Source organism: Paenarthrobacter sp. CAP02 (assembly GCF_040137855.1).
Lineage (GTDB): Bacteria > Actinomycetota > Actinomycetes > Actinomycetales > Micrococcaceae > Arthrobacter.
Map to the genome: position 1 here is coordinate 89,990 of NZ_JBEEII010000009.1, position 16,435 is coordinate 106,424.

The 16,435-nt window shown below is 62.6% G+C and carries 18 protein-coding genes; 16 read left to right on the plus strand and 2 right to left on the minus strand.

What is annotated here, in order from left to right:
- Window positions 1-65: 65 nt before the first annotated feature.
- On the plus strand, window positions 66-488 hold the full coding sequence (locus tag ABHM97_RS21535) for a PadR family transcriptional regulator (protein ID WP_502921302.1): 423 nt from the start codon (window positions 66-68) through the stop codon (window positions 486-488).
- On the opposite strand, the gene ABHM97_RS16070 is transcribed toward ABHM97_RS21535, so the two are convergent.
- On the minus strand, window positions 485-1,381 hold the full coding sequence (locus ABHM97_RS16070; RefSeq protein ID WP_349471464.1) for a LysR family transcriptional regulator: 897 nt from the start codon (window positions 1,379-1,381) through the stop codon (window positions 485-487). The genes ABHM97_RS21535 and ABHM97_RS16070 overlap by 4 nt on opposite strands.
- Before the next feature lie 110 nt (window positions 1,382-1,491).
- On the opposite strand from ABHM97_RS16070, the gene ABHM97_RS16075 reads away from it, so the two are divergent.
- The 3 genes from ABHM97_RS16075 to ABHM97_RS16085 are packed head-to-tail and all read left to right on the plus strand — an operon-like array spanning window position 1,492 to window position 5,192.
- A complete protein-coding gene (locus ABHM97_RS16075; RefSeq protein WP_349471465.1) occupies window positions 1,492-2,256 on the plus strand; it encodes an enoyl-CoA hydratase/isomerase family protein in 765 nt (254 codons plus the stop codon).
- Between the two features lie 33 nt (window positions 2,257-2,289).
- Window positions 2,290-3,870, plus strand: coding sequence for an acetate--CoA ligase (locus ABHM97_RS16080; RefSeq protein WP_349471466.1), 1,581 nt, complete (start codon window positions 2,290-2,292; stop codon window positions 3,868-3,870).
- Window positions 3,867-5,192 (plus strand): MFS transporter, encoded by a 1,326-nt coding sequence (locus tag ABHM97_RS16085; protein WP_349471467.1) that lies wholly within the window; start codon window positions 3,867-3,869, stop codon window positions 5,190-5,192. Before ABHM97_RS16080 ends, ABHM97_RS16085 begins: the two co-directional genes overlap by 4 nt.
- Window positions 5,193-5,640: 448 nt before the next feature.
- On the opposite strand, the gene ABHM97_RS16090 is transcribed toward ABHM97_RS16085, so the two are convergent.
- Complete coding sequence (locus ABHM97_RS16090; protein WP_349471468.1) at window positions 5,641-6,117, minus strand: hypothetical protein; 477 nt, start codon at window positions 6,115-6,117, stop codon at window positions 5,641-5,643.
- 333 nt (window positions 6,118-6,450) lie between these two features.
- Between ABHM97_RS16090 and mpaB the strand changes: the two genes are divergently transcribed.
- The 12 genes from mpaB (at window position 6,451) to ABHM97_RS16150 (ending at window position 16,414) form a co-directional block, all read left to right on the plus strand.
- The gene (gene mpaB, locus ABHM97_RS16095) at window positions 6,451-7,497 is read left to right on the plus strand and encodes a daptide biosynthesis RiPP recognition protein (RefSeq protein WP_349471469.1); all 1,047 of its coding nucleotides are present in this window, start codon (window positions 6,451-6,453) and stop codon (window positions 7,495-7,497) included.
- Window positions 7,497-8,786 (plus strand): daptide-type RiPP biosynthesis aminotransferase, encoded by a 1,290-nt coding sequence (mpaD, locus tag ABHM97_RS16100; protein WP_349471470.1) that lies wholly within the window; start codon window positions 7,497-7,499, stop codon window positions 8,784-8,786. Before mpaB ends, mpaD begins: the two co-directional genes overlap by 1 nt.
- Window positions 8,783-10,015: a daptide-type RiPP biosynthesis dehydogenase gene (gene mpaC / locus ABHM97_RS16105; RefSeq protein ID WP_349471471.1), complete on the plus strand. Its 1,233-nt coding sequence runs from the start codon at window positions 8,783-8,785 to the stop codon at window positions 10,013-10,015. The genes mpaD and mpaC overlap by 4 nt, the downstream gene beginning before the upstream one ends.
- Window positions 10,016-10,020: 5 nt before the next feature.
- Window positions 10,021-10,164, plus strand: coding sequence for a daptide-type RiPP (locus ABHM97_RS16110; protein ID WP_349471472.1), 144 nt, complete (start codon window positions 10,021-10,023; stop codon window positions 10,162-10,164).
- 56 nt (window positions 10,165-10,220) lie between these two features.
- Window positions 10,221-10,346, plus strand: a complete 126-nt coding sequence (locus ABHM97_RS16115) for a daptide-type RiPP (protein ID WP_255773712.1) — start codon at window positions 10,221-10,223, stop codon at window positions 10,344-10,346.
- 49 nt (window positions 10,347-10,395) lie between these two features.
- Window positions 10,396-10,533, plus strand: coding sequence for a daptide-type RiPP (locus ABHM97_RS16120; RefSeq protein ID WP_211713282.1), 138 nt, complete (start codon window positions 10,396-10,398; stop codon window positions 10,531-10,533).
- 81 nt (window positions 10,534-10,614) lie between these two features.
- On the plus strand, window positions 10,615-11,430 hold the full coding sequence (mpaM, locus tag ABHM97_RS16125) for a daptide-type RiPP biosynthesis methyltransferase (RefSeq protein WP_349471473.1): 816 nt from the start codon (window positions 10,615-10,617) through the stop codon (window positions 11,428-11,430).
- Window positions 11,427-12,611, plus strand: coding sequence for a YcaO-like family protein (locus ABHM97_RS16130; protein WP_349471474.1), 1,185 nt, complete (start codon window positions 11,427-11,429; stop codon window positions 12,609-12,611). Before mpaM ends, ABHM97_RS16130 begins: the two co-directional genes overlap by 4 nt.
- The gene (gene mpaP, locus ABHM97_RS16135) at window positions 12,608-14,269 is read left to right on the plus strand and encodes a daptide biosynthesis intramembrane metalloprotease (RefSeq protein ID WP_349471475.1); all 1,662 of its coding nucleotides are present in this window, start codon (window positions 12,608-12,610) and stop codon (window positions 14,267-14,269) included. The genes ABHM97_RS16130 and mpaP overlap by 4 nt, the downstream gene beginning before the upstream one ends.
- Window positions 14,266-14,979, plus strand: coding sequence for an ABC transporter ATP-binding protein (locus ABHM97_RS16140; protein WP_349471476.1), 714 nt, complete (start codon window positions 14,266-14,268; stop codon window positions 14,977-14,979). Before mpaP ends, ABHM97_RS16140 begins: the two co-directional genes overlap by 4 nt.
- Window positions 14,976-15,710 (plus strand): hypothetical protein, encoded by a 735-nt coding sequence (locus tag ABHM97_RS16145; RefSeq protein ID WP_349471477.1) that lies wholly within the window; start codon window positions 14,976-14,978, stop codon window positions 15,708-15,710. Before ABHM97_RS16140 ends, ABHM97_RS16145 begins: the two co-directional genes overlap by 4 nt.
- Window positions 15,710-16,414, plus strand: a complete 705-nt coding sequence (locus ABHM97_RS16150) for a hypothetical protein (RefSeq protein WP_349471478.1) — start codon at window positions 15,710-15,712, stop codon at window positions 16,412-16,414. The genes ABHM97_RS16145 and ABHM97_RS16150 overlap by 1 nt, the downstream gene beginning before the upstream one ends.
- Window positions 16,415-16,435 lie beyond the last annotated feature (21 nt).

The window sequence follows — 16,435 nt, forward strand, 5'->3', positions numbered from 1 at the left end:
TGATTCGACGAACCTAAATGGGACTTGACTTTGATCTACAACGTCCCGAGAGGTACCTTTCGGTCATGGTTAGCTGGGGGCAGGCCGGAGAGCGGAGTGGCATTCGGCGCGCATTGGTTGTGTTTGCGGTTTTGGCTGTCCTAAAGAAGGGCCCAGCTCATGCATATGAAATGACACAAAAACTGCGAGCGGTGCACGAATTGCTGGCATGCGAAAGCGATCTATATGGACTGTTGAACAGACTCACCGGTCAAGGACTGTTGCAGTACAGGTGGGAACTCTCACCCAGCGGTCCACCTCGAAAACGTTACGAATTGACGGCGGCAGGGTATGACGCCTTGGAGCAACGACACTCAACTTGGAAAGAGTTGCGCGCAGCTCTACTTCAACTACTGGAGACGGGACCTGGGGACTGCAGCTCTTTGGGATTGCAAGCCAATAGACGGAATCAGGTTCAGAACCGGCCGAATCTGCACCGCGGAGACTAAGCTACGTGCCCACCCGCCGCCAACCCCGCACCCACAGCCGCAACAAACGCATCCGTCTCAGCCGAACGACGGCTCTTTAACCACAGCGCAGACGTCCGCCAAGCCAAGGGATCCCCAACCAGCGGCCGCCACACAATGCCTAAAGGCAGCGGCGTCCACGGCTCCTCGTTGAAGTGCACGCCACGACCGGCCAAGACCAGCCCGTGAGTGAAGTGCTGGTTCCGGGCATGGACAATGGCCGCAGGTAAATATCCGGCATCCCGGCACGTGTGCAGGAATGAGTCGTAGAGGGTAGGCGCCATGTGGCGCGGGAAGATGATCAAGGGGCTTCCGGCCAGGTCACCCAGCCGTACAGAACCAAGAGAAGCCAGCGGATGTGAAGCATTCAGCACCACGCCCAGCGCCCGCGAGAACACCGGCCCCGACTCAAAACCCACGCTGCTCAAAGGGTGACGGACCACCGCAACGTCCAGTTCGCCGTCGCGCAATCGCTCAACCTGCTCCACTGTGGTGAGCTCGTGGAGGTCCAACAGCACGTCCGGCGCAGAGGCAGCAAAAGCAGACACCATCGTGGACAGCGCAACCGGGTTCGTGTCCGGCGGCACAGCCACCTGCAGCACCCCGGAAGCCCCAGGTCGGATTCGGCGCATCGACTCCTGCGCCATGGCCACATGGTCCAGCACCCCACGGGCGTGCTCCAAGAGCAAAGCTCCGGCTTCGGACAACTCCACACCCGTCCGCCGCCGGTGGAACAACTGAACCCCGAGCTCCTTCTCCAGGTCCTTGATCCGCTGCGAAAGAGGCGGCTGAGCCATGTGCAATCGCTGTGCCGCGCGGCCGAAGTGCAGCTCCTCGGAGAGCACCACAAAGTACTTCAAATGGTGGAGGTCCATCGCCGCACCATATCAGTTTGGTATCAAGACGAGTAGATATTGATGTTAGACGCGTCACAATTGCCAGTGGTCAGATGGGACAACACCAAAGGCAAACCAAAGGAAACATCGTGTCCCAGGAAGTACTCTTCGAACAGAACGGCCCCGTCGCCACCATCACGCTCAACCGCCCGGACAAGCTCAACGCCTGGACCAAATCCATGCGGGATGAACTCATCGCCCACCTCGAAGGACTCAAGGGCAGCGACGAAGTCCGCGCCGTCATCCTCACGGGAACAGGCCGCGCCTTCTGCGCCGGGCAGGACCTCGCCGAAACCGCCGGCATGGACCCTGACGATCACGCCTCCGCCGAGGCCTGGATCGACGGCTTCGACCGCCTCTACCGCGCCGTCCGCAACCTCGACCAGATCACCATCGCCGCGGTCAACGGCGTCGCCGCCGGCTCCGGTTTCCAGTACTCGCTCCTCGCGGACCTCCGCGTCGGTGACTCGCAGATCCGCATGGGCCAGCCCGAAGTCCTCTCCGGCATCCCCAGCATCACCGGAATCTGGGCCATGTGGAGCATCCTGGGCAAGTCCAAAACGTCCCAGTTCGTCCTCACCGGCGAACTGGTCGACGCGCAAGAGGCTCAGCGTCTCGGCCTCCTCAACTACCTGGCGGACGACGGCGGCACGCTGGCTTACGCTCAGGAACTCGCCTCGCGCTTGAGCCTGCTTCCTCCGGGTGCGGTTCGCTTGACCAAGAACCGCCTGCGGAGCCTGGAAGACGACGACCTCACCGACGCCATGGCAGAAGCCAAACGCGTGCACCGCGAGGCATACGGCACCGGTGAACCGCAGCGCGAAATGGCCCGCTTCCTCGCCGGCCGCCGCTGAACACCTGAATCGCTGAAGGGAGGAGACAACACCATGAAAACCGCAACCCAAGACCGCTACGCCGAGCTGCGCGACAGCCACCGCTGGGAGGTGCCGGAGCTCTACAACATGGCCGTCGACGTCGCCGACCACCACCCAAGGGACAAGCGGGCACTCATCCTGGAGTCCGCCGTCGAAGGTCAACGCGAGGTGAGCTGGGGCGAAATCCAGGACCGTTCCCGCCAGATCGCGGTGACCCTGCAAAAGGCCGGCATCAAGAAGGGCGACCGGGTCGCCGTTCTCCTGCCGCAGCGGTCCGACACCCCCGCCGCGTACCTCGGAGTGCTGCGGACGGGCGCCATCCTGGTGACGATGTCATTGCTCTGGGCCGCGGAGCCGATCCGTTTCCGGCTCGAAGACAGCGGAGCGTCGGTGATCATCGCCGAAGACAATGCGCGGCACCTGTTCGAGGACTTCGAAGGTACGTTCATCGACATCGACAGCCCGGAAATCACAGAAGCACCAAAAGAATTCAAGGACGTCGAGACTAAAGCCGACGACCCCGCCCTCATCTTCTACACCTCGGGGACCACCGGCCGGGCGAAGGGGATTGTCCACGCGCACCGCACGCTCCTGGGCCACAACGAGTTCGAGTATTGCCACCAGCTCGGCGACGGTGATGTGTTCTACGGTGCGGGGGACTGGGCGTGGTCGCTCGCTAAGCTGATGGGCCCACTGCGGCTCGGTGCCACCCATCTGGTCTTCCGGCCCGAAGGCGGCTTTGATCCCGCAGCCCTGCTGGACAGCATGAGCCGCCACCGCGTCACCAGCGCGCTGGTCAACCCGACATTCCTGCGCAAGATGCGTGAAGACGTGCCCGACGCCGGTACTCGCTTCCCGCTCTCGCTGCGGACGGTTTGTTCGTCCAACGAGCCGCTGACACCAGACCTGATCACGTGGTTCGAAGCGCAGTACGGCGTGACGCTGCTGGACTACTACGGCTCCACAGAGTCGTACCCGCTGCTGGGCAACTACCCGGACGTGCCGGTGAAGCCTGGGTCCATGGGCCGTCCACTTCCTGGATGGGATGTCCGTTTGCTGGACGAAAACGAGCAGGAGGTGTCCTCGGGCGAGACCGGTGAGGTGTGCCTCCGCGCCCGATCCAACCCGCAGTTCCCCCTGGGATACTGGAACATGCCGGACGCCTCGGCCTCCGCGTTCGGCGGCGGTTGGTACCACACCAAGGACCAGGCCTACGCGGATGAGGACGGCTATTTCTGGTTCCTGGGGAGGACCGACGACGTCATCAAAACGTCCGGCTACCGGGTTGGGCCGTACGAGCTGGAGGCAGTAATCCGCGAGCTTGACGCAGTGAAGGACGTGTCCGTAACAGGCGTGCCCGACGAACTCCGCGGCCAGTCCATCAAGGCCTGGATCGAACTCATGCCTGGTCACGCCGGGGGAGCGGAACTGAGCGAAACCATCGTGGCGCACGTCAAGGAGAACTTCTCCCGGTTCGCGTACCCGCGGTTCATCGAATACGTCTCCGCGTTGCCGAAATCGGCCACGGGCAAAGTCCAGCGCGCCCAACTCCGCGCACTCCCGCACAATCTCCGTGAAGGACAGTCATCATGAATACTGTGACCCAAAATTCCGCCGCCGAAACCGAGGCGTCCCCGCGCCGGAGCCTCAAGCGCGTTGCCGCGGCAGCCGCCGTCGGAAATTTCGTCGAATGGTTCGACTCCGCGGCCTATGCGGTCATGTCCGTCACTATCGCGAAGCTCTTCTTCCCGGATTACAGCACGACGGCGTCACTTCTGGCCGTGTGGGCGATCTTCGCCGGCGGCTTCATCGCCAGGCCGCTCGGGGCAGCTTTCTTTGGACGCTACGGCGACCGGATCGGCCGGAACAAGATGCTCGGGTTGTGCGTCTTGATCATGAGTGCGGCAACGTTCTGCATCGGTATCCTGCCGACGTTCGCGGTGATCGGCGTGTGGGCGCCGATCCTGCTGTTCGTCTTCCGTGCGGTGCAGGGCTTCACAACGGGCGGCGAGTACACAGGGTCCTCAGCCTTCATTGTCGAATATGCTCCGGAAGGTAAGCGGGCCACCTACGCCAGCATCATCCCGGCGACTGTTGGGCTGGCCTCGGTTGCCGGTGCGTTGCTGGGTGCTGCAATTACCGCGACGTTGAGCACTGCAGACCTTCAAGCTTGGGGCTGGCGGATCCCGTTCCTGCTCGCGGCACCGCTGGGACTCATTGGCCTGTACATCCGGTCCAGGGTTGACGACACCCCTGTGTTCCGCGGCCTGGAAAATAAGGGTGAAGTGGCTAAGCGGCCTTTGGGTGATGCCATTCGGATGTGTTCGCGCCAGATCTTCACCCTCTTCGGCTACAGCATTACCAACGCGATCGCTTATTACCTGATGAGCAGCTACATGATTGCGTACATGACCTCAAGCCTTGGATACTCCTCGGCTGAATCCATGATCACGAGCGTGATCACGATGCTGGTGTACACCGCCGTCTGCCCGTTGGCCGCCAGGGCAAGCGACCGTTATGGACGCAAGCGGATGCTGCTGGTGGCCTGTGTTGGCTTCGTCGTGATGACCATTCCAGCGTTCTCCATCATGCCGCTGGGTCTCGGTTTCGCGATCCTGGGAACCAGTGTCCTGGGTGCGTTGGTGGCCGTGATCGGTACGTCGAACGTGCCGGCACTGGTGGAGATGTTCCCGTCATCGGTCCGGGCTTCGGGCTCTGCCATTGGCTACACGCTGGCCTACGTGCTCTTCGGCGGAACAGCTCCGTTCGTTGCTACCGGCTTGGTAGCTGGCTTTGGAACCCCGCTGGCTCCGGCCTTCTACCTGATGGGCATGGCTCTGGTGTCAGCAGTAGTCGTGGTCCTGTTCTTCCGCGAGACGAAGGACCTCTCGCTGTCGCGGACCACGGTTCTGTAAGGGTTCAAAACGAAGCCCCGACGAGTCAGTTTTATGCAGGCTCGCTGGGGCTTCGTTGCGTCCGGCTGCAGTCTGCTGGTTGGCTAGGCGGCATGGAACAACGCTTTGTGCGCTACCAGTCGACTACGCCTGATCCCAAGGGCCGATACCTTGGGATCTTCGCCATGGCGAACAGACTGGCGAAGGAAGGCCGTCTCAGCCCCGAAGACTGGGGTCTTTGGCGCAGCGCCAACGACTTCTACGACGCTGCATACATAACGCCTGAGGCGTCAATCTATGCATCCCCGCACGCACAGGCTTGGTTCAAGCTCTCAGCTACACACCTGATAGACAGAATAGGTTTCTATTCCGATCTTCTGCGCCGGCATGGCGTCCCCTGCGACGCGTTCTATTCAGCTGATCCCGGCACGATCCTTTATGAAGACGACGTTCAAGTTGTTGCCGTTCCCTACGAATACTCATGCGGTTCCGGTAGCTCCGTCGCAATGAATTCCTCGATTCGCTCAAACACCTCGCCCTGAGCCGTCTGCGAAGCCCGCCAATCATCCGGAATCTGCAAAGAATGATCGGCCGCCGGCACCTCCAGGAATGTCCCGCAACGCTCGGACTTCCGTCCGCCGTCCCACAGCTTGTCCAGCGAACCGCCAACAAAGAGGTCCTCTTTGGACGTCGCTGCAATCGTGCTGCGGACAAGGGAATCCGTAAGCAGCGGCGTCAGCCAGATACCCGGCACGTTGTTGTTTTCTGCCCACGGAATGCTCAACGTGCTGAATGACTTGGCAACAATCAGCCTCTGGTGGGCATCCGGAGAGGAAGCGAAGGCGCTTTCGACGGCCCTGGCCATAAATGAGTGCGGGTCAGCATGAGGCGAATCATCGGGAGTCCACCGCACGGCTTGAACGTGCCAACCGAGCGATCCCAGCATTTCCCCGATCCAGAAAAGGACCGGGCCTTCTACTGGATACCCTGACCCCGGCAGCAGCACAGCGACCTTGGTTTTATCCGGCTTTTCTGTAGGGGCTTTAGCCCACGTGAATGACTCCATATGGCAGGCTACTCGACACCACCCCGCCGGAACCACCCCACCCAGCACCACCTAGATACCCTCGATTCAGCACCTAGGTACCCCTAAATTCCGGCCAAAACGGGCCTGTTCACCACCTAGTTTCGGCTTTCCACCCTGTGGCCCTCCAGCCCGCCCATAGTGTCCTTCCCAGAACGAGCCCGCGGTAAAACACGGCGGCCGCTCCAGAAGAACGTGGACAACATTGGGGTTGGGGAATTGAAGCTGAGTCAGCAACAACGCATTGCCGCCGCCACGGATCAGTGGATCACCGGCATTCCGGGTCGCATTCCGGGTCATGTCATTTTCGTAGAGAATCCCGAACACACGGACTACGCCAAGACCCTCGCCGCTGAAGGCTCCACCATCCTCGTCTGCAACGGCGACAAGGACGACCAGGACATTGTCACAGTCACAGGATCGTTCGACACCGCCGGCGAAGAACTCCTGGTGGACGGCACGCTCAGCCTTGAGATCCAGGACTACATCGCCATCCCGTTCGTGAACCTGGTGGGCGTCACGGTCGTCAGGATCACCACCAAGGAGGACTGGCAGGCCTTCTTTGACGATGCGGAGGAAGCCCGCCGCTCAGGCCACTTCGTCCCGCAACTCACCGAGGTCAACGCGGTACTGGCGGAACGGGGACTCCTGAACGGCACGCAGAAGAACAACCTGCTGATGTCCAGGCTCCACATCGCCAAGGACGGATCTGTCCTCAGCGGACCATACGGAACCAGGATCGGCAAGGTGGGTGACCACCTGGCGGATCTCAAGATACGGGCCATCATGCTCCGTCCGGAGTCGGCGGTGGCCGCTGTTTACTACCCGTGGGACATCCAGGATTCCTTGGCTGCCAAACCTTGGATACCCCGCTACTTGGCCGCCTTGGACGCGTGGAAGTTCATTCCCCGTGAGGAGCGCTCCTCCACCAAGCTGGTGGGATTTGGCACGAGCCTTTACGGTGCAGCACCCAGTGACGACCTCCCGTCACCACAGGCCCCCTTCATCCTCACCAGGGGCTCGGACCGCACCCTTTTGGATACCAAGACGGGCCGTCTCTTCAAACTCGGCCCGGATGCAGCAGCCATCATCGAGGCCGTTTCCAACCTGAGGGATGTCAAAGCTGCCGCTATCAAGGCAGCACCGCAACTCAACGTAACAGCCGAGATCGCTGAGAAATCCGCACGTGCCGTCCTGGCACGATTTGACCAGCTCGGCATCGACATCATGGGCGGCATGTGATGACCGTCGTACCCCTGCTCCCAACGCCACGCACACAGTTGCCGCTTTGGGTTCCGCTGACAACCCAGCATGATTTCGCCGCGGACAGCTTCACAGCTGTGAAGGCCGACGGCGTTCACGTCACCTTTGAGGATGGGCAGCGGAGGCTCTGTGCCAAAAGCGGTCTCTGGAACGCCAACCTGGGTTACGGCAACCAACGCATCGCCGCGAACATCAGCGCGGAACTTCAAGCTGCCTCGTACTTGCCGCTCTTTCGTTCAGCACACCGCCAAGCCATCGAGGCCTCCGCAGCACTCCTGGGACTGCCAAAACACCCCTTTCACCGCGTTGTCTTTTCAACCTCCGGAGGTGCTGCCAACGACGCCGTGATGAAGCTCGCCCGTCAGTACTTCGTCCTGGACGGGCAACCGGAGCGGAAACTCATTGTCGGACTTAAGGGCAGCTACCACGGGCTCACGTACGGGAGCCAGGCTCTCAGCGGCGACGAACTCGGTCAGGCCATGTACGCCGTGGATCAGCGGAACATCCGCCACATAGCGTTCGATGACGACGGCAAGGAACTGACCCAACTGATGAACCGCGAAGGCCACAGGATCGCAGCCGTCATTGTGGAACCGGTCCTCGGATCGGGCGCGGAAGCAGTTCCGGACGACTTCCTGCAAGAAGTCATGAAGCAAAGAAAGCAGCACGGCTTCCTCCTGGTGGCGGACGAGGTTGCCACCGGATTCGGCCGGGTGGGCGGCTGGTTCGCGTCCGATGACTGGGCGGAGCAGCCGGACGTCATCATCACATCCAAAGGCCTGACCAACGGCACCAGCGCATGCGCCGCATTGCTCATCAGCCAACGGGTCACCGAAACCTTTGACAAGAACGAGGCCGTGTTCGTCCATGGGGAGACCCAGGCAGGAACCCCGGCAACGTGCGCCGCGATCCTGGGCACCATCGATGAAATGCGGCGGCTCGACTTCAGGACCCTCAACAAAGACGTTGCACATGGGCTGGACACACTCATCGCCGAACTCCAGGACACCAAAGGCGTGGGCAACGCGTCCGGCCGCGGCTGCATGCGGGGCCTCAAACTCCTCTCCAACAACGGGCTGCCCCTGTCCGCCAACAGCGTCCTGGCGGTGGTGAAACGGATCCACCTTGCAGGCGCCATGGTGCAGCCAGGGCCCGGGCGCATACAGCTTCTTCCAGCGCTCGTGTACACCGAGGAGAACTTCGAGGAGCTCAGGGCCGCCCTCAAAGCGGGCCTCACCATGGCCCATTTCGACGGAGTGTTCGCATGATCGCCGACCACCTGTGGAAGACGCGCTGCGTAGTGCTGGACGCGGGAATGTCGCCCAAGTACATCGGTGGAATCACCCGCGGCCGGACAGGCCTGGTGGTAGACAAAGCACTGCAGCAGCACAGGGACAAACTCCTGGCCGGTGACCTCAAAGGCGTGCCGGTCCTCGAGCTCGCCGCCGCACCCGTCGCCGTTGGGACCCTCCGTACGGTGGGGACGTTCATTCGCGAGAACGGACTCCAAACCGTTGTTGGGCTGGGAGGTGGGTCGGTTCTGGACGCCGTGAAACTCGCCGCCCTTTTCACAAGTGACCCAAGCCTGCCCATTTTCGCGGAACGGCACGCTAAACGCTCTGGACTCCTGGTCCTGCCTCCAGTCACCGCAACCAAGGAACGCCCCAAGACCATTCTTATGCCGTCCACCGTGGGGACCGGCGCGGAAGTCAGCGGCGTAGCGTGCCTGGACACCGCCGTCGGGCGCCGTTTGATCGTCTCCCGCCATCTGGCGGGTGACACCGCAATGCTCGACGCCGGCCACCTCGCCACCCTGCCGACGGCGCTGGTCTTCGAGGGCCTCCTGGAAGCGTTCCTGCGCGTGGCTGGGACCATGATCGGCAGCACAGCGAACATCTTCGACGACGACGGCTACACCCTCATCCAGCGGATCATTCGGCTGGGGCAACGCCTGCTCAAGGGCGAATCGCTGGAGCTGAGGCTGGCTGCCGGCCGGCTGAGCATGGAGACCCACACCGGCTGGGCGCTGATGGGACGCAATCCTTACGGCGCGAAACATTGGTATGTCGCCAACGAGCTTGCCTACGTCACCGGGGCGCGGAAGATGACGGCGACGGCGTCAGTGATCGGACCTATCTGGCGGGAGATCGCCAGCGGCGGCGCAGCCTGGGGCGACAAAGCCCGGCTCGACGAGCTGTGGTCCGTGGTGAGGGACGTCGAGCCATCGCTTGACCGCGGCCCGGGCGACGGCATCGATGAGCTGATGTGGCGCTGGGGTATCGCCCGGCTCAGCACCATCAGCAAAGACGCGGAAGCACGGACCGCCGACGCAAGCATCCTGAACTGGGGCGGAGCGCTGCCCATGATGCGCGGAATTGACTCCGTTCAGGTGCAGCACGTGCTCGCCGAAGCAGCAGCAACTGTCGAAGCGGCGGCGACAGCCCAAGACTTGCCAAGCCCAGTGGGCCAACTACGAGTGGCAGGGGAGAGGGGGTGAATCACATGAAGAGCAGCACAGCACTCAAGCCCTTGGACCTCAGCATCCAGGAACTTGAACCCATGGATGTCCCGGACGACTGGGACGAGCGCATCAAGGGAATCTCAGCAGGCCTGGCTTTGGTGGGGATCGCGGTGGCGATCACCTGATCGATCCAAAGGCTGAAACGCAAAGCCGCAGTACACCCGAAAGGAGGTGAACACACATGCAGGATCAGCTCAACATCTCCATCCAGGAGATCGAGTCGATGGATACCCCGGACTTCAACAACTGGTTCATCGGAGTCACCCAGGGCGTCGCCATCGGCATCATCGCCGTCAGCATCACCTAATCAGGCACCGGTCCACAACTGGCAAGCACCAGAAAGAAAGGAGGAGCCAATGATCGCAACCTCGAACCTCCAGCTGTCCATCGAAGAGCTCGAGAACCTCGACACCCCGGACGATACACCGTGGTACATCCGGGTCGGTGACGTCATCATCATCGCCGGCATCGTCGTCGGCATCGCCGCCACCTAGCCAGTGCACGCGGGTGGTGTTCTGTTCCGTCGCCACCCGCGTGTGCTCCCGGCCCAACCAACTTCCGGAGGACACCAGTTGATGAAAACCGCTCCCGACAAGACTGCCGACGCCATCCTGCGCGTGCTCGGCCACCTTGATCCGCCCGAGGATTTGTACAGCGTTGCCGGGTCCCGCCTCTACGACCGGATCACCGCAAACGACCTCACCGAACTTCCCGAGATCCTGGCGGCGGCACGCAAAACGTCCGGTCCCATCCTCGAATTGGCTTCAGGTTCGGGGCGGATCACACGGCCCCTCCTCACGCTGGGACGTCCGCTGACCGCCGTCGACTCTTCACCGGAAATGCTCGAACTGCTGAAGGAGAGAGTGGCGAGCCCGGCCTTCAACCCGCGGCAGGTTCACGTGGAGCTGGTGGAGGCGGACATGGCCCGTTTCGAGCTCGACGGCGGGTACGGTTGCGTGGTTCTCGGTGCCAGTTCCATCACTCTTCTGGACGTGTCCGCGCGGCGTGAGCTCTTCCGCCGCGTCCGTGACTGCCTGACGCCCGGCGGCGTATTCCTCCTGACAGTCCTCAACGCTGACAGCCACCAAGCGGCAGACGACGACGGCGACACGACCATCTCCGCGTTGGGGGAGGACTCATTCCTGATCACCGCCGAAAGCCGTGATCCCGTTAATGGCGCACGGCATGTGACCATGATCCACGTCAGCTTCAACGAGGGCGGCACCTACCGGTCCTCCGCCTACGTCAGCGAAATTGCTTTCGTCAGCAACAGCCTCATCGCGGAGGAAATCGTGGGCCAGGGGCTCACCATCCGCGAACGCCGTCCTGTTCGGATCGCGTCCCGCAGCCCACGGCTGAACGACATTGAGCTGTGGGTGTGTGCGGCATGAGCCTGGATCCCGTACGCACGCTGGACCCGGCCTCGGGAGTGGTGTCAGAGGCTTCCGTGTACGTGCCGAATGACGTCGGCTTGTGGCGAACCGTGGGGGTGCTCGCTCAAGGGAGGGGCTCGCAACCAGGGTTCGCATCCGCCGTCGGCGCTTTCGATGTCAACAAACGCGCCTCCGTAACCCGGGGCGCAGGGGAGGCTGTGGAGCGTTTCGCCCTGATACCGGCGCCCACCGATGATCAGACCCTTGCTGGCCGGCCGGGCGGCGACGAGCAGCGCCTCGATTTCGTCACGGCCGGGCTGGGCCGAGCCTCGGCCTTGGCCTTCGACTTTCCTTGGTACAGGGCCACTGACCTCCTGACGCAGAAGGCGACGTATGTTCCCGCGCCACTGGTGGATTACGGCCCCGGCCTCGCGGAGCCAAATCCGTGGGACGCGTTCTTCGATCCGTCCCCAAATGGTGCTGCTTCGGGTCCGACCGAAAGTTTTGCCCAGGCTGCGGGGATTGCTGAAGTTCTGGAGCGGGATGCTTTCCTTTCTGCCTGGCACACCAGGACGCCGCTGCACCTGTTCGACGCTGCAGGCCTGCAGGAGGCGCCAGAAAACCGGAGCCTCCTGGCGCTTCTCGCCATGAGCCGGGCGGCGGGGATCGAGCCAACTCTCGCGTTCGTTCCGCACCTTGGCAGCCCACTGGAGACAGCGGTTTGCATCATTACCAACCCCTCGGGGACCAAGCCTTTCGGCGCTGTCGGGTTGAAAGCGTCGCCGGACCCAATAGCAGCGCTGCGGGGAGCCCTCCAGGAAGGACTGCAAATACGCGAACTCTTCCTTGCCCGCGTGCAGGCCGCTGTTCCCACGCAGGAAGTCACCGACGACGAATCACGCGCCGAGTTCTGGAGTACCGAGCCCGCCATCAGCGAGTTGCTTCAGTGGGTCAACACCTTCACGCCGAGTCCGCTGCCTGCCCGTCAGCCGGCGGCGAGTGTCGACGCCCTGGCGAACCACTTGGACGGGAGGGGCATCTCCGCCCTGTGGGTCAGCCTTACCCACCGGCTCCCGGAAGCCATCCGGGACATGGGCTGGGTGGCTGGCAAGGCGATCTGCCCCGGTGCTGTCCCCTTGTCGATGGATGAAACCAAAGGTCTGTCCGGGACGCCCTCTACCCCGCATCCCTTGATATGAACCGCCCAACCAAAGCCGGAACCACTGTGGAATGGCCTGTTCAACTCGCCCCCACGGCCTCCATCGACGAACCGCTCCAGGAGGGCGGCCCGTGGATTGTTGCCGTGAATGGTGTGCCGAAAGCGCGGGTCTCTGCCGACGTCGCCCATGTCCTCAAAGTGGTGGACGGCCAGGAGGATCCGGCGCAGGTGGCCGTCCGCTTGGGATCGCCGTGGACAACCGCGGACGTCATGGGAATTGTGCGTCAGCTCGCGCACACCGGAATGTTCGACGGCGACGCGCGGCCGGCAGAGGCGCGTCGCATCCAGTTCCGGGCGCCGCTGACATTGCAGTTCACGCTGTTCAACCCGGCCTCGCTGCTGCAGGCACTTCGGCCGGTGGTCACCGCGATGATGCGACCTGCTGCAGCCATCGTTGCCCTGTTGTTGCTGCTGGGAGGCTTGATAGGTGCCGCGATGGCGGGGCCGCAACTGTGGCGGGTCCTTGCCTCGCCACTTCCCGTTGAGGCGTACCTGTACGTTGTTTGCGCGATGTTCGTATCCACGCTTTTGCATGAGCTGGGGCACGGGATGGCCCTCAGCTACTTTGGCGGAACACCGCGACGCATCGGGATCATGCTGTTTTACCTTTCGCCCGCGTTCTTCTGCGACGTTACGGACGGGTGGCGGCTGGGCTCACGGAAACAACGGGTACTCGTTGCCCTCGCCGGACCCTTGGTACACGTTGCCCTTGGCAGTATCGCTTTGACCTTCCAGACTTTTCTGCCGGAGTCGTCCGTCAAGGATGCGGCGGTCCTGTACGGCCTCATCTGTTACGCCGTGGCGGTCCTGAACCTTTTCCCGTTCATCAAACTCGATGGCTACGTCGCTTTGATGTCCGCCGTGGACGTCCCCCATCTCCGGAAGAAGTCGCTGAGCGCCCTTGGCGAGATTGTCAGTTCCCGCGTTCTCGGCTCGCGGAGGACCATCAAGAGCCACGTCCTTCTGCCGTGGTTCGGCCTGGCCTGCTTCATCTCCGGAATCGTCTTCATGCTGGTCGGGTTCCAACGCCTCATGCCGATCTTCCTGCAGCTCGGTTACCCGGGGCACGTGGTTGTTCTCCTGGTCCTATGCCTGCTGATCGGAATGGCCGCTAAGAGTGTCTACTGTTTTTTCAGTACAGCGGCCAGGAACGGAAGCGCCCTGTGGCGGCGGATCCTCACTGCACTGGTGGGGGTCCTGGTGGCTTGTTTGCTTCTTGCCATCATTCCAGTGAGGCCCGTGACGGTAGCTGGGTACACGTATCACGATGGTGAATTGAACATCGTGGTCCCGCTCGAAGGCTCGGCCTATGCGCTCTCACCGGGGGATCACGTCACCTTGCAATCGCAGGGAATGATCATTCACGAGAACCTGGGCCGGGCCACCGTGGGTGACCAACCGCCGTCGAAATCCACGGCACCGCTGGACACTTTGGTCCCGGTAGCGCTGGAAGGCGACAGCCTTCCCGTCCTCGCCTTCCCAGGGCGCTTGGAATCAGGGACCAACCTCTCCATCTCAGGACGTGCTGAAATCACCAGCCAACAGCAATCAAGCCTGGGGGAGTGGCTATGGGACTCAGTCACGACATCGCCGTTGTGGCCTGTCCACTCCGTTGATGCTTCGAAAGGGCGATCATGACGATTCATGCCAGCTTTGATCATTTCAGCAAGAAACGAGGCTCGAGATTCGCCGTCGAGGACCTGACGTTTGAGGTGCGTGCCGGGACGGTCATTGGACTGATCGGCCCCAACGGGGCAGGGAAAAGCACTGCGCTCGCAGGTCTGACCGGGCTCTTGGAACCGACCTCCGGCAGGGCAACGGTGTTCGGCTCCGACTACCGGACGCTGCGTCGTCCCGCCACGAAGGTGGGGGTGTACCTGGAGGGGATGGACGTGGAGCCCGGGCTCACTGGGCGGCGCCACCTGCAGATCTGCCAACTCGCCACAGGGGCTGACCGGAAAAGCGTGGACCGCGTCCTCGATCAGGTGGATCTTGTCGCCGACGCGGGCCGAAAGGTACGGGACTACTCGTTGGGCATGCGTCAGCGCCTTGGGATTGCTTCCGCCCTTGTTGGCAGCCCCGAGCTCCTTGTCCTCGACGAACCCGCCAACGGGCTGGACCCTGAGGGCATCCAGTGGCTCCGCTGGTTCCTGCGCGATTTCGCGGCCGCCGGAGGCAGCGCGCTCGTGTCAAGCCACCAGCTCATGGAACTGGAACAGGTGGCTGACGAGGTAGTCATTCTCAAGCAAAGAACACTGTTCCGCGGGTCCCTGGACGAAGCGAAGGCCATGGGCGGCGGCAGCTTGGAATCCGCGTACTTCACCATTCTCGGGTCGGCGGCCGAATGAACAGCCTGCTCTGCGGCCTCCGTTCGGAACTCCTCAGATATTTCAGCGGCTACTCAGTCCTGGGCATCCTGGCCTTCAGCGGCCTGGTGCCATGGTTCGTTGCCAACTTCCTCGGCTGGCCCCAAAACTCGGATCGGCTCCAGGCCGCGGACAACGTTGGGATCTTCTGGGCCATCGCTGCCAGCATTGCCCCCGTGGCCACGTTTGCGGGGGGCTACCTAGTCACCCGGGAGTCGTATTACGGGACGATTCGGCGCAGCGTGGTGACCTCGGGCGCGATGAGCGTGTTCAGGGCCAAATACGTTGCGGCGCTGGCTGTAGGAATTGGTACGGCGCTCGCAGGCATCGTGGTGTGGGGCGGTAGCGTGGTGTTCTCCCTGGCGCCGGCTACCCGTGAACTGCTGCTGGCGCCCGGATCACTCGGCCCCTTAGGCGCCGTCGTCCTCGCGTCCAGCCTCGGTGCGCTTTGGGGATGCTCCCTCGGTTGGATCATCCAGCATTACTACGCGACGACGATTCTCACCTTGCTCATTCCACTCGCCATTGAGCTGCCCTTGATGGCCAATGCTCCCGAGGTTGCGCGCTGGCTTCCCTCCGGGGCCCTGGCGGGTGTGGTGTCGCTGCCGATGGAAGGTTTGCTGGAGCCCGTCCCGGCGTTCCTTGTATCCGTTGCCTGGGCACTCGTTGCTGGCGTGGGGGCGCTGTGGGTGGTTCGGAGGAAGGAGTTCTAGTGGTCAATCTGGGACCCGCTCTTCTCTCGGACCTCCGGCGGCCATGGTTGTGGAAGGGATCGGCCATCAGCGCCGCGCTGGCTCTGGGACTCACCGGAATGCTGCTCGTTGCGGGCACCAGTGAAGCCGGAGCGGACTCACCAGGGTTGTCTGCGCTCCTCCTGGAAGCGGTGATCCCGTTGGTGCTGACCGTCTCCGCGGTGTTCGGGTCGTTCTCGTTCACCGCCGACTACCGGGCAGGCAGCTTCAACCGCCGGGTCTTGCTGTTCCAGCGGAGGCCTGCGTTCCTCGGACGCGCTCTATCGACGGCGGCGGCCGCCCTCTTCGGCGGGGCGGTTATCGGCTTGGCGTTTGGTTTCTCTGCGGCTGTTCTCAAAGTTGCCGGGGCGCTGAGTCCACTCTTGGTCCTGGCCTTCGCGGGGACAGCCGTTATGGGGGCACTCTGGGGCTTCGCCCTCGGTTCCCTCCTCCGCAACCACCTGGTCAGCCTTTTCGCGGTTCCCCTCAGTGTGGCCCTGCCCGGGCTGTTGCCCGACCTGTCAGAACCAGTGACAACGTTCTTCTTCCCCGTGCTGGCCGCCGACTGGGCGAAACAAGCGGCTGTCAACATACCGGCGTCGGGGGCTTTCTGCGGCGCCGCGGGCTGGCTTGTACTGGTGACAGCGGCAGCATTCACGGTGTTCGTGAAGCGCGACCTGGCCTGAAAAATCACCACATATTAAGGA